Genomic DNA, 13,326 nt, shown 5'->3' with positions numbered 1-13,326 from the left:
TGTTTCTAGGTTGCCTCTTGTTGTTGTTTGCGCGCTTCCGGAGCGGGAACCGTAAGCCTTACCGTCGTTCCCGAACCTACGCTGCTTTCAATCTCGATGTTGCCGTGCAGGATCGCCGTGCGCTCCTGCATACCGGTCAAACCGTAATGACCTTCGGCTCGTTTTTCCTTCAGTTCAAAGCCTTTGCCGTTGTCAGCAACGGTCAGCGCCAGTTCGCGGTCGTTGTATACGAGCTGAACAGAAACCTCCGTCGCCGCCGCGTGCTTCTTTACATTCTGAATGGCCTCCTGCGCAATGCGCAGCACCTCCTGCTCCGCTTCCGGTGTCAGAGCACGAAAAGCTCCGTACACCTTGAAGGTGGCAGCCAGAGAGTTGTCCTTGTCCGTTTCCTCAACAAGTCTCTGCAGACGTATTGGCAGTGTCTGCTCCTCGGAATCCTGCGAACGCAGCGCCCAGATGGACTGGCGTGCATCGTTCAGACCATCGCGCACCAGCCCCTGCGTAGCGGTGAGATGTTTTGCCGCAGCATCCACGCGGTTGAGCTGCAAGAGCTGGCCCAGGACCTCCAGCTGGAGCGAGATACCCACATACCCCTGCGCCAGCGTGTCGTGAATCTCACGCGCAATGCGGTTGCGCTCCGCCATCACGGCGCGGAACTCCCGCTCCACTCGCAGCACCCGGCGGCGGAAGATGACCACCACCAGCGCCACTCCCAACAAGACGAGCAGGATGCGAAACCAGAGCGTCTGGTAGAAGTGCGGGAGCAATTGAAAGGCGAGCGAAGCTTCGGAGCCTCCCGCAGCCTCATCCGAAAACGGCGCATCACCAATCGCCGCGCGCACGCGGAACCGGTAAGGCCCGGGCGGAATATTCGTGTAATACGCCGTGCGTCGCGTACCGGCGTCAGTCCATGCGTGGTCAAAGCCCTCAAGCATGTACTGGTAGCGCAGCTTCTGCGGCGCTGCAAAGCTCAAGCCCGCGTAATCGAACTGAAAACGGAGATGTCCTGCCGCAATCCTGCTTCCCGGCTGCTCAGCCTCCGCATCGTCGACGGCAAAACGCTCAATAGCCACCGGCGGCGGCCCAGGCAACGGCGCAAAATGACGCGGATCGACAGCGACCACTCCACGCGGAGTGGTGAACCACAGCTGGCCATCACGATCGCGCAGCGCCGTGGGATGACTGTTGCTGCTGGTTTCACGGCTGCGCAGACCATCCGCGGTGGTGAAGCTGACCAGATACGAACCATCCAGGGAGCACCTCTTGCCCTCAGCGCAATCGCGAAGCATCTGCTCGTCCGCACGCGCCAGACCTCTGTCTGAGGCAAGCCAAAGATGCCCCAGCCGGTCGTCAAGCAGGGCGTGAATGGCCGTCGGCATGCGCTGGGAGCCCCCGGCCGTCTTTCCCGGAATGGCAGTGAAGTGAGACCCATCCCAGAGATCCAACCCATCACTCTGCGTGCCGATCCAGAGTGTTCCGCTCGTCGTAACATCTAGCGCGGTGATCACATTGCTGGAGAGTCCATCGGCACGGGTAAAGTTGTGCAGCTTACCCTGATGCAGCCGCGTCAACCCGTTGAGAGTTGCGATCCAAAGATCCCCGTTGCTAGCCAGTGCCAGGGCGCCGACCAGGTCGCTGCCAAGTCCGTCAGCCTCCGTGTAGGTCCGCATCTTGCCACGATCCAGATGCGTTAACCCGCGGCGGGTGCCGATCCACACGGAGTCATCCGGCGCCACCAGCAGAGAGCGAATGAAGTCATCCGGCAGCCCGTCCGCCGAGGTAAAGCTGGTCACTCGACCGCCTCCAATGCGATTCAGGCCATCCGGGGTGCCAGCCCACAACGAACCATCCGGCGCGTCGTCCAAAGCCAGGATCACATCGCTCAGGAGTCCGTTGACAGTCGTAAGCAAAGTTGTTTTTCCATCCGAAATGCGGTTCAGCCCGCTGTCCCGTGTGCCGATCCACAGGTCCCCCTTCACATCCTGCACCACCGCCGTGGTCGCGTCCGAGCTGAGACCATCGCTGCTGCCCACGATACGAAAGCGCGCATCGCGCAGGATATGCAGCCCGCCGGTCTCCGTACCCACCCAGAGATCGCCCTCGCGGTCCTCAAGGAAGCTGACGACCGAGTTGACAGCGAGCGGGTCAGTCGGCGGCATCTGCTGAACAGCGAAGCCTCCCTGCGCCGGAGCGATCCGCGCCAGGCCATGATTGGTCCCTACCCATAAGCAGCCTTCGCGGTCGGCAAAGACAGACTCGATGCGCGATCCGGGCAACTGCTTGGTCACGTCAAAATGGGTCGCACCACGTCCTCCTGTGCCCACCACGGGCGGCAGCAAGAATACAGCGCTCTTGCTGGTGACCGCCACCGTGCCGTCGGCCATCCGCGCCAGGAAATTGACCCCGTTCGCAGACAGAGTTCCCTGCGTCGCGATGCTCGTCAGCGAACCTCCTTGGTCGACGATCAGCCCGCTACCTTGAGCGATGAGCACGTCGCCATTTTCGGCCCGAACTACCAGCGCCGGAACTGTCGGCAATTTATTCGCGCCGCTCAGAGTGTTCCAGTTTGTCTGCCACTGGCCGTCGCGAAACAATGCAGCGCCCGACGTGGTGCCTACCCAGAGAGAGCCAGCAGAGTTTGCCGCAATCGATGTGATCGCTCCGCGAGGCGATCCTGCCTTGGCCGGCAAAGCTTCGAATCGTACCTCGTGCGCTTCGTTGGTATGAGCCAGCGTCAGGCCGGATTCTGTCCAGGCCCAAATACCTCCTTGACCGGCATCGACCAGCCCACGAATAGAACTGCTGGGCAATCCGTCCTGTGCGGTGAAGATAGAAATGCGCCCATCCTTCCATCGCGCCAGCCCGTCGCTGGTGCCCACCCACAGCGATCCGTCGGTCGTATCGGCCATGCACCGCACTTCTGCGTCGGGAAAAGGCGCCGTTGTACGGTCGAAGATGCGAAATCCTACGCCATCAAATCGAGCCAGGCCCAGTTCCGTCCCCACCCAGAGAAATCCGCTGCGCGATTGCAACAGCGCCGATACGGAATTCTGTGGCAGCCCGTTCTCCATCGTCCACGCTTGCCGTCCCAGCCGTCCCAGCGGAGTGGCAGGCTCCAGCGCTCGCGCCACAGTGGCGAGCGTAAGCATAGCGGCGATGGCCACACCAACCCGGAACAGTTGTGGCTGTTTGGAGGAGAACAAGATCATCTCCAGCAATCCAACACGGACTGCACGAGATATGCAACACCATGAGCCTTGAAAACGCGTACTTTTTGGCCGATTCGAGTGCTTTTTTTCGAATGTCCCCAATCCCTCCATCGAAGGGTGGAGAAGCGCTTCGTCCCTCTGGCTCAAGACAGCATTGCGGCTCGTGTCTACTCTGATTTGGTCTCTTGACATTCGGGCAGTGACGCAACTCGCCGTCACTGCCCTCTCTTTTTGCAGCAGGCTTCCTTCTCCTGTCCGCAACCAGTGTGCCGTGTAACGCGCAGGCTTACGCAGTTTAGACTGAGGGTGGAGGAACACCCTTAAACTATGACCGAAATCGCAAATGCAGCATTTACCGCCCCCAACGGACCACTGATTGCCACCGGAGACTTGAAGATTGAAACAGGCACCGGAGAGACTCTGAGTCAGCCTCGCGCCTCTCTGTGTCGCTGCGGCGCCTCTGCGAAGAAGCCCTTCTGCGATGGCAGCCACCGCAATTCCGGTTTTGCGGACGCGGGTGAAGCAGTTCCTGCAGCCGACATCGCCGAACTGAGTGAAACGGGTCCCGTGACCTTCACGCCACTCCCCGCTGGCCCGCTCCTCGCCAATGGCCCCTTGACCGTGCAAAATGCCGCCAAGGAAACCATCGCCACAACCACCAGCACAGCTTTCTGCCGCTGTGGCGCATCCGCCAACAAGCCATACTGCGACGGTGCACATAAGGCAATTGGCTTCGAAGCCTAGGATCAAACAGGCCATGCCGTTAGCAGACATCCCCGGAGTCCGGCTGCACTATGAACTGGAAGGTGATCCCAGCCTCCCGGTCCTTGTGCTGTCGAACTCCTTGGGAGTCAATCTTGCCATGTGGGAACCGCAGTTGCAGGCCGTCGCAGCGAAAGTTCGCTTGCTGCGCTATGACACCCGCGGGCACGGCAGCACCTCGATTCCGGCGGGTCCATATACCGTTGCGGAACTGGGCCATGACGTACTCAGTCTTCTCGACGCGCTCAATATCGCTAAGTTCAGCTTCTGCGGCCTGTCGATGGGCGGAGCCGTCGGTCAATTGCTCGGTGTCCATGCACCGGACCGGATCGATAAGCTGATCCTGTCCAACACGGCAGCGAAAATCGGGAATCAGGAAGCATGGGACGCGCGCATCTCTCTGGTGCAGCGCGAGGGACTCGCACCCGTCATCTCCGGCACATTGGAGCGATGGTTCACCGCCGATTTTCGTGAATCTCATCCCGAAGCGGTCGCGCGAGTGCGCGCGATGCTGGAAGCAACTCAGGTAGAGGGCTACGCGGCCTGTTGCGCAGCGGTCCGCGCCTTTGACTTACGCGACAGCATAGCCAGAATCGTTGCGCCTACACTGGTGATTTCCGGAGCGGCAGACCCCGTGACTACGACCGAAGACGGGCAATGGCTGGCCGTCAACATCCCCAATGCAAAATATGTAGAACTGCCCGCCGCGCATCTGTCGAATGTGCAGGCAGCCGAAGCCTTCAATGCAGCGATTCTCTCGTTCCTCACGGATTGAACGAGTGGCTCGCGGTCTCTCCACTGCGCGGACTTTCCGGCGGCCCCAGATAACTGGGTTTGAGCGGTCCCTTGCTTACAACCAGCTTCTCAAGCACCAGCCCGGGATCGACCATTCCAATCTTGAGCGTGTGATAGCCCGGCGTGGCGACACGTAACTCTGTATCCACGCGGCGTACCCCATCGCTGACCACCTTGCTCCAGTCGCTGTCGGAGTTATGCTCCAACGCATCAACGATCCTTGCAGGCTGGTCGTCAAAAGAGATGGCAAAGCGCAACCCGCGCCCTGGCACAAAGTTCAGCGTGGGACCAACGATTGTCTGCACGTTCAAGTCTCCAGCGTCGTAGAGATACATCCGGTACTCAAGCGTAGGCCGCGCTGCCTGCAGTGCCACGATGCTCGGCGCCGTCACAGGAAAGATGCTCATTCCAGACAGCGTCGCTCCATACTCGGGGATACGCTCCCACCGCACTTCGCCTACGCCCGTCGAATGCGAAACATGCTCTGCTTCCATAGAAACATAACCGTCGTTCTCGATGAAGCTCGATTCTTCAGTTCTCACGGCCATCTGGGTATGGGACGTTGTTATGGCAATCGTGATCGACGGTCCGCCTCGTTGCGCAACGGTGATTGAACCTTCGTGATCCGCGGCATGTGTCGTATCGACATTGACTTCAACACGACGATCCGTATCTGTATCCCCTCCCGTGCTGCTGAGCTTGATCCACGCATCACTTGCCGTAACATCGAAATGGAACGATTTGTCGCCGCGCCTGAAGATATCGACGAAACGGCTCTGCGGTATCGGTCCGTCGAAGTGCGATACCTGCTGTCCATCCGTTTGAGCCGGTCCTTCTACGGCAACCCCCAGGATGCTGCCATCCAGTGGTTGAACCTCCGTGACCGCAGGCATAGCGTTCAATGGTGGCTGCTGCCAATAGGTGTAGCCGATGTGTGTCTGGTCCATCATGTGGTTCCACTTGCCGTTTGCCAGAGTGTGGTTGTACTGTGCCGCAAGGTCAGCATCCGCCTGAAATAACCTGTGCGTTTCGGCCGCATATGCGTTGGCGCTGGCCCGGCCCTGCTTTGCATAGAGATGGTTGCGCCCCGCAGCAATGTACATCTCATTCACAATGGCCGATGCCTTGACCGGATAAAGGATGAGCTCAAAGTAAGCATCCTGCTGCTGTTTGGGCAATCGCGTAGCCACATCTTCCGCACGTGCAGCCAAAGTCTGCCATGCTGCTTCCACGCGTTCAGCCTCGCGATAGTTGGTCAGGCTGAATGTCTCAGCATCCAGCAACTCCGGCTTCCGGCGCCCGTTGTACTGCGAGTACCGCGTCATCAGTTCAGCGATCGCATCCGCGTACTCTGGCCCAAACTCGCGCTCCGCCCACATTCGAGTAAATTCCTCGGTCTGGTCCTTACCCCAGCGTTCCGGATTGCGCGCAAGAGTCAGAAAGTACTCGATCGGAAACTCCATCGGCTTCAGATCGCCAACGTTCACGATCCAGATACGATCTGCACCGTAAGCCAAAGCCTGGTTCATCTGCTCCCACACTTTGGCAATGGGATTGGTGTTGATCCATTTATAGTTGCGCGGATCGCCCACATAGTCGAAGTGATAGTAAATACCCGCGCCACCACTGCGCTTGCGCTCTTCCGGTGTAGGCAGTCTGCGAATGTTGCCCCAGTTGTCATCGCACCAAAGTAGCGTCACATCATCCGGAACCCGCATGCCTTTTTCGTAATACTGTTGCACCTCTTTATAGAGAGCCCAAACCTTGGGATCGGCAGCAAGTGTCGGCGTATTGTGTTCGGCCAGAATCTGCCGCTGCCTGGCAACGATGCTTTCAAGCAGCGCGATATTCGCGCCTTCCGTCATCGGCATGTCGCCATCGCCACGCATGCCCAGTGTGATGGTGCTCTCATAATTCTTGTTGCGCTCAATACCTTCGCTCCAGAACTTATCGAGCACCGTGGCATTGGTGGAATAGTCCCAGATGCCGTTGCCATGCCGCTTCCACTCTTGCTGCGCGCGTAGCATCGGTTCGTGGTGCGAAGTGCCCATCACAATGCCGTACTCATCCGCGAGCCGGGCGTTCTCCGGATCATCTTCATTGAAAGCACTGTTCCACATCGCCGGCCATAAATAGTTAGCCCGCAGACGCAGCAGAAGCTCGAAGACCCTCTCGTAGAAGTGATGGTTATATCCTCCGTAAGTCGCGTTCACCCAGCCAGTCAACGAAGGAGCCTCATCATTGAGGAAAATACCGCGATACTTCACAGCAGGTTCACCCTGCACGTAGCGTCCGGGGGCAACATAGAGTTCATCGTGACGATGCACAGGCACATCTGCCCACCAGTACCAGGGCGAGACGCCCATCTGCTCCGACAGATCGTAAATGCCAAAAATCGTCCCACGTTTATCACTCCCCGCAATGACCAGCGCGCGTGGAACGCCAGGCAGCGGATGATCGACCACCTGTACCAGTGTCGATTCCCATCTGCCAGCAATACCGCTCACATCAAGTCTGTGGTGCGCGATCAGCGTATCGATGAGTTTGCTCTTGCCGATGGTCCCGAGAAGGATCACTTCCCCATGCACCGCATTGCTTCCGCTGACCAGCTCTGCCGTCAAGCCGCTTACCCTCGTCATATCGGCCTGTAAGTCTCTCGCAGCGCGCAGCACTCCAGGATACTCGTTAGAGTCAACGACAATCGTTGCCGCCCGGCCATGCGCGACCAGCGTCATACCGCCAGCCTCAGGCGTGCTCCTGACGAAGCGTGGTTGCCCCAGCGCCGCAGCGATTCGAGCAGAGAACAGCGAGGCAAGACAAAGAATGCAGAAGAAGGCAACGCGCCTGTTCGACAAGACATGCATCGAGACAGCTCCATGGAACGAGACGTATCACCGGCGCGGACCTGCCAGGCGTCAATCTGATCAGATTGAATCGACGCCCCTTTATACCCAGTCCACATGCAGGTGGCAAGTCCGGCAGGCGGATGTCACGATTTTCGATCCCATGCCACTTATGCATGCCGTGTCAAAAGATCAGGCCTTAGAGGTTCAGGGCGAACAAACCTCAAGGCATGCACGGAAGAGGTAGAGCGAAATGAGAAGCTCGATCCGGGTTGTTATCCATACTTTCTTGAGCGGTATCGGCGCTCTTGTGCTCGTGACTCTGCTGACCGCAGGCATCTGCGTCGCGTTCAGACGTCGTTTCGCGCCCGAATAGCTATCGGTGAGCAAGCTGTGCAGCCTGCTGCTCCACCGCACGCATCACACGCAGCAGATTGCCGCCATAGATCTTCCGTACGTCCTCCGCGGTATATCCCTTTTCCAGCAACGCTCGCGTAAGTGCGGGGAACTTGTCATAGCCATCGAGATCCGGGGGCGTGCAGCTGACCCCATCGAAATCCGTACCGATGCCGACAGAATCAATCCCCCCGACCTTCACCGCATGATCAATCTGCGCCACCACATCCTGCAAGGTCGCAGGCGGCACCTTGGCCACAAATTCCCTGCGTAACTGGTCAATAGCAGCAGACCGCGCCGCAGCATCTGTCAATTGCATCGCCGCGCGGTAGCGCTCGCGAAGCTGCGCCTCAAGCGGCTTTGCCGCATCATAGTAGCGCTGGCTGAGGAAGTCGCAACCGAAGTTGATCTGCATCACGCCGCCCTTGGCCGCCAGCGCCTTGATCATCTCGTCTGTCATGTTGCGCGTGTAGTTCGAAACAGCCCGGCAACCCGAGTGCGAGGCAATAATCGGTGCCGTCGAAACCTCGAGCGCATCGTAGAACGTCTTGTCTGCGGTATGCGAGATATCCACCATCATCCCCAGCCGATTCATCTCTCGCACCACATCCTTGCCAAAGGGAGTAAGCCCGTTGTGATGCTTCACTTCGGGGTTATCGATATCGCCCTGCGAGTCTGCCCAGTTATTCGTATTGAAATGGGTGAGTGTCATGTAGCGCACACCCAGCGCATAGTAATCACGAAGCAGGCGCAGTGAATCCTCGATAGCGTGCCCGCCCTCGATACCCATGACAGCCGCGATCTTGTGCTCTTTGTGAGCGCGTTCAATGTCGGCAGCTGTAGTGGCAAATAGAAACTCATCCGGATGCTTCTCGATAATGTCGTAGCGCACCGTATCGATCATCTGCAACGTCCGGTTTGCCGCGTGGTTGTCCTTCACATAGGAAGCATCGACGTAAACAGCAAAGAACTCCGCCCCAAGATTCCCCTTCTTCATGCGCGCCAGGTCAGTGTTGCCGCCCTCGTTTGGCTTGGCAATGTCGTAGCCCTCGACCGTCTTGCTGGTGACATCATTGTGGGTGTCGATCAGGATGGCCGACTCGTCCACAGCCTTAACCTCAGCGTCTGTCACTTTCTTTTGTGCCATGGCAGGAAACGTCGAAAAAGCAACGAGAACGGCGACAACCAGAGACGAGCTAGGAAGGGATCGCATGAGAAGTCCTCAAAATAACAGTCGGATGAAAGAACGGGCTGGAGGGCGAACAGGTTGTAACGACTGTAGTGCCAGTCGCAAATCTGCGACGAGAGCGATTTGTAGAGGTGAACGGGCAACAGGGTAGCGCCAGCTGGAAAGCCGAATCAACCTGCAAGGGCGGAATCAGAGGTACATCTAAAATTTAAGGAAATCTGGTGGACCTGATCGGGATCGAACCGATGACCTCTTCCATGCCATGGAAGCGCGCTCCCAGCTGCGCCACAGGCCCACAAGTGCGGTGGGACAACTCCCTTATTTTCGCCGCTCTGGCTAGATTCGTCAAACTGAGCCGAACCATCCATCCGGCCCGACAGTCCGGAGCCCGGATTTTGCACCTATTTTCCGGTTTTTCGGGAACACTTCAGGGGGGTGCTGGTGTCTAACGGAATAGAGCAGCAATCTGAGACGACGGGGCAGAACTGGCGGTCAGAACACCGGATGCAAGAACCGCCCCGGTTGCGATACAGTGGAGGGCACGGACTTGCAGGCGGACATCACTTTGGGAAATCTCGCCAGTGCACTCACGATCCACACGGAAGAAGCCGCTCTGGTCGCCGAACTACAGGCAGGCTCAGAAGAGGCATTTTCGTGGCTCATCACGCGTTACCACCAGCCGATCTACAGCCTTCTTGCCCGCACTGTGCGCGACCCGGCAGACGCCGCCGATCTGACTCAGGACGTCTTCGTCAAAATTTTCCGCGGCATTGGCTCTTTCCACTCCGAATCCTCTCTGCGCACCTGGATCTACCGCATCGCTCTCCATGAGGGCCTGAACCAGCGCCGCTGGTGGCGCCGGCACAAGCAGCAGGAAGTCACCATCGAGATGGAGACGGTCGACTGCGAAAGCGGAGAACCGACCCGCCTGAAGGAAATGCTGGTCGATCCCGGCGAGAGCCCCTACGAAATGGCCTCCCATGCTGAGGCACGTGAACGCATGGAAGCCGCCATCCGCCAGGTTCCGGAACCATTTCGCACCACGCTGATCCTGCGCGACATTGAAGGCTTCGTTTACGAAGAGGTTGCCGAAATGCTCGGTACAAACCTCGGCACCGTAAAGTCAAGGCTGGTCCGTGGGCGAGCTTGTCTACGCCAGCTGCTGCTGAAGGACAACGCCGAACGTAACGCCAACGCCATGTTTCTGCTGTCAGGGGAGGAATCGCGATGATTCGACTTTCCCTGATCACCGGCTGCTCCAGCGCCCGTGCAAAGATCTCCGAATACCTCGACAGCCGCCTGACCGGCCGCGAAATGCAGCGCATTGGCCGGCACCTCGAGGGCTGCGCAAAATGCACCCAGGAGTTCGAGTCAGAGCGCAGGATGATGCGTGCTCTTGCTTCTCTCGGTACCGCTGCCGGTCAGCCCAAGGCGCCTGAAGACCTGATGCTGCGTATTCGCGTTGCCATTTCGCAGGAACAGGCGGAGCGCCACCGTGATCGCTGGGCCGAGATGCAGATGGCATGGCAGAATACCGTTGGTCCGTTCCTCCTGCAACTTTCGGCAGGACTCGCCAGCGCAGTTCTGTTGCTCGGTTCAGTTGGTCTGCTGGTCGGCATGGTCGCGCATCCAGAGCGCGCTTCGGCGCAGGATGAACCGATTGGCATGGCCACCGGACCGCGCTTCCTCTATCAATCCGGAGCCACTCCGGATGTCGATCAGATCGGCACCGTCAACGGTCCGGTAGTCGTCGAAGCCTACGTCAACAGCTCCGGCCGCGTGTACGATTACCGCATTGTCAACGGTCCCACCGATGCTCAGACACGCGCGCAGGTCGAAAATCTGCTCCTGTTCAGTGTCTTCGAGCCGGCACGTTCCTTCGGTCAGCCCGTCCGCGGCCTGAAGGTGCTCTCCTTCTCCGGCGTCTCCGTTAAGGGATAGCTTGTCAGAGACCCCTTGACGAGGCGTTCAAGCCGCCGTGCTCCTCTGGAAAACCGGCGTCCACGTCACTCAATCTTTGCCAGGCAGCGGCTCACTCGCAGAGGACAGGCACCTCAAGGCTTTTGTGCCGGAATCACCATGCTCCAAACCCACTCCTCGCGCGCCCGGTCGAGCAGCTTGCCGCTGTCTTCGGGGAGAATGTAGCGCTCACGCACCAAACCATCCAGCGCCTTCTTGAATTGCATCTGGTAGTCGTCAAGATCCCTGTACCGGCTCTCGATCGGCTGGCGCGGGTTATGCCCAGCCGCCGCTTCGCCCGAACTACGTGGCAACGGCACAAACGATCCTAAGAACGACACTCTTTGATCCGGTGCGCCAATCAAAGGATCCCGCAGATTCCAGCCGGTGTAGGTAGCCAGCGGCGCCGTTATCTCCGGCAGGCGAATCCCGCCAAGATCGTTCCCATCCGCATCCACCTGCGGCACCAGCGTTGGATACGCCTTATCCACCGTGGGCGGTTGCTGGCTCAGAATGCCTCCGCGCCAGTTCGGTCCAAAGTCGAGATCCCAACCTTGCGCCACGCTCTTCGGTACCTGAACACCCGGGAGGGCAGGGAAGCGCAGCTTCGCGATCGGTACCAGCGTTCCATCGGCTATCTTCGGATACCGGCTCTCCGGCGGAGCCGTCCCTGCCTGGACCCAAGCATTCATATTCGCAATCATCGCCCGCCAGAACCACTTGATTGGCAGCGGGCTCGGCAACTGCTGCCCCATCCGGTCCCCCGTCCCGATTTCCGGCGGAAAAGACACGGAGTAATGCTGCAATCCCGAGAAGAAGTAGATCCGCACATTCGGACTGAGCGCCACATCCGCCCTGCCGTCCGCCGTCGTATGGATCAGCGAAGCAGCCCGGCCCCAGTACTCATACGACGTGTGCGAAAGAAACATCTTCGGCACCACATGCTCGGTTGTCGCGGCATCCAGCAGACCCAGCTTGCCGTTCCCAGGATTCGCAGGATCGCTTTCCGGCAGATCGGTGAATGGAAAGATATCCGTAGGCCAGTCAATCGAAGACATCGGCTGCGCATCCCGCGAAGGCTGCGCAAACCGGTAGTTGAAGCTGCCTCTACCCGCCCCGCCCACATGCGCCAGCACGCCATCCAGCGCGATCCTGCCCGACTCGTCAGCATTGAACCCCTGATAAACAAAATCCCGCAGAAATCGCCCGCACTGCGAAATCCCCGCAGCGTACGCGAACTTCACCGGAGCCAGAGCAGCCGGCTCACTCGAGTCCGCATGCTTCTCCCAAGCCACAAAATCCCGCACCGCAGCAAAGCCCAACCCGGCCACCACCGGGTCCTGCACCACGTAAACCAGTTCGTAAATCCGCCCCTTCGTAAACCCGGAGTTCAGATGGACAAAGCGGTCGCTCGCCACCAGCTTCCCATCCACGGAATGCGCAAAGCTCCACTCGGACCGCGGAATCACCTGTCGCTTCCCATGAGGAGTATCCCGCACCGTCAGCACATTCCGCGCATCGTCCGCCGCAGCCACGGGATACTCCGTCCCGCCAATCCGGTCCCCCATCAAGTGCCCCAGCGGCAGCTCGCTCATTGGCGCGGAAGGCGTGTAATCGCTGCGCAGCAGCCCGGTGATATGCTTCCCGCCAGCCTCATACGCCACCGGCGCGTAAAGCCGCATATTCCCAGGCCCCTCCGGCACATCCCACTGCCAGCCCAGCGAAGCAAACGTAAATCCCTGCCGCAGCAGCCAACCATCGCCCAGCTCCGCCGCCGAAGCAGGATCACCCTTCCCGCCATCCACCAGACCCAGCAGTCCCTTGCCGCCTCGGTTGGGAATCTCCAGCAGCAGCGCGCCATTCGATTTCGCCACGGGCCGGATCAGAAACAGGTCCGCCGAAAACTCCACCTCGCCCGATGCATTCCTCGCAGCCTTCTCTAGGTCCACTACGGGCAAGTTATGCTTCGTCCCCGGCTTTACCGCGAAGTAGACCTTGGCCGCAATCTTCTCACTCGCCGGCGTCTCGCCAGAAGCCGCAATCTGCGTCCGCGAAAGAATTTCAACACGCGTGACACGGCCAAAAGCAACCGCAGCAAACGAACTCAGCGCAACCAACACCAGCAAACGAAAAGGCAGTTTCATCGTGAACGCAGTATACGGAAGCTGCCAAG

General features: G+C 59.1%; 8 protein-coding genes and 1 tRNA gene. 4 read left to right on the top strand and 5 right to left on the bottom strand.

The window, feature by feature from the left end; translation table 11 throughout:
* Nucleotides 1–5: 5 nt before the first annotated feature.
* Complete coding sequence (locus AC5S27_RS19975; protein ID WP_493936320.1) at nt 6–3,203, bottom strand: sensor histidine kinase; 3,198 nt, start codon at nt 3,201–3,203, stop codon at nt 6–8.
* Nucleotides 3,204–3,536: 333 nt separating this feature from the next.
* Between AC5S27_RS19975 and AC5S27_RS19970 the strand changes: the two genes are divergently transcribed.
* Both AC5S27_RS19970 and pcaD read left to right on the top strand, forming a co-directional pair.
* Entirely contained in the window at nt 3,537–3,953 is a 417-nt protein-coding gene (locus tag AC5S27_RS19970; RefSeq protein WP_493936319.1) for a CDGSH iron-sulfur domain-containing protein, read from the top strand.
* A gap of 13 nt (nt 3,954–3,966) precedes the next feature.
* On the top strand, nt 3,967–4,746 hold the full coding sequence (gene pcaD / locus AC5S27_RS19965) for a 3-oxoadipate enol-lactonase (protein ID WP_493936318.1): 780 nt from the start codon (nt 3,967–3,969) through the stop codon (nt 4,744–4,746).
* On the opposite strand, the gene AC5S27_RS19960 is transcribed toward pcaD, so the two are convergent.
* The 3 genes from AC5S27_RS19960 to AC5S27_RS19950 all read right to left on the bottom strand — a co-directional run bounded on the left by AC5S27_RS19960 (nt 4,736) and on the right by AC5S27_RS19950 (nt 9,489).
* Nucleotides 4,736–7,630: a glycosyl hydrolase 115 family protein gene (locus AC5S27_RS19960; protein ID WP_493936317.1), complete on the bottom strand. Its 2,895-nt coding sequence runs from the start codon at nt 7,628–7,630 to the stop codon at nt 4,736–4,738. The genes pcaD and AC5S27_RS19960 overlap by 11 nt on opposite strands.
* Nucleotides 7,631–7,985: 355 nt before the next feature.
* On the bottom strand, nt 7,986–9,218 hold the full coding sequence (locus AC5S27_RS19955) for a dipeptidase (RefSeq protein ID WP_493936316.1): 1,233 nt from the start codon (nt 9,216–9,218) through the stop codon (nt 7,986–7,988).
* Nucleotides 9,219–9,413: 195 nt separating this feature from the next.
* Nucleotides 9,414–9,489: transfer RNA gene (locus AC5S27_RS19950), tRNA-Ala, on the bottom strand.
* A 252-nt stretch (nt 9,490–9,741) separates the two neighbouring features.
* Here AC5S27_RS19950 and AC5S27_RS19945 point away from each other — a divergent pair.
* Nucleotides 9,742–10,425 (top strand): sigma-70 family RNA polymerase sigma factor, encoded by a 684-nt coding sequence (locus tag AC5S27_RS19945; RefSeq protein WP_493936315.1) that lies wholly within the window; start codon nt 9,742–9,744, stop codon nt 10,423–10,425.
* Nucleotides 10,422–11,135, top strand: a complete 714-nt coding sequence (locus AC5S27_RS19940) for a zf-HC2 domain-containing protein (protein ID WP_493936314.1) — start codon at nt 10,422–10,424, stop codon at nt 11,133–11,135. The genes AC5S27_RS19945 and AC5S27_RS19940 overlap by 4 nt, the downstream gene beginning before the upstream one ends.
* 113 nt (nt 11,136–11,248) lie before the next feature.
* On the opposite strand, the gene AC5S27_RS19935 is transcribed toward AC5S27_RS19940, so the two are convergent.
* On the bottom strand, nt 11,249–13,297 hold the full coding sequence (locus AC5S27_RS19935; protein WP_493936313.1) for an alpha/beta hydrolase domain-containing protein: 2,049 nt from the start codon (nt 13,295–13,297) through the stop codon (nt 11,249–11,251).
* Between the last annotated feature and the right edge of the window lie 29 nt (nt 13,298–13,326).

This window comes from Acidicapsa borealis (genome assembly GCF_059115245.1).
Note: the sequence above shows the minus strand (reverse complement) of the source record. Positions and strands in the feature narration are given on the sequence as shown.

What these genes read in the sequence shown, in the direction of transcription:
- AC5S27_RS19955 (WP_493936316.1), bottom strand. Translation starts at nt 9,218, where the DNA reads ATGCGATCCCTTCCTAGCTCGTCTCTGGTTGTCGCCGTTCTCGTTGCT.
- AC5S27_RS19960 (WP_493936317.1), bottom strand. Translation starts at nt 7,630, where the DNA reads ATGCATGTCTTGTCGAACAGGCGCGTTGCCTTCTTCTGCATTCTTTGT.
- AC5S27_RS19935 (WP_493936313.1), bottom strand. Translation starts at nt 13,297, where the DNA reads ATGAAACTGCCTTTTCGTTTGCTGGTGTTGGTTGCGCTGAGTTCGTTT.
- AC5S27_RS19940 (WP_493936314.1), top strand. Translation starts at nt 10,422, where the DNA reads ATGATTCGACTTTCCCTGATCACCGGCTGCTCCAGCGCCCGTGCAAAG.
- AC5S27_RS19970 (WP_493936319.1), top strand. Translation starts at nt 3,537, where the DNA reads ATGACCGAAATCGCAAATGCAGCATTTACCGCCCCCAACGGACCACTG.
- pcaD (WP_493936318.1), top strand. Translation starts at nt 3,967, where the DNA reads ATGCCGTTAGCAGACATCCCCGGAGTCCGGCTGCACTATGAACTGGAA.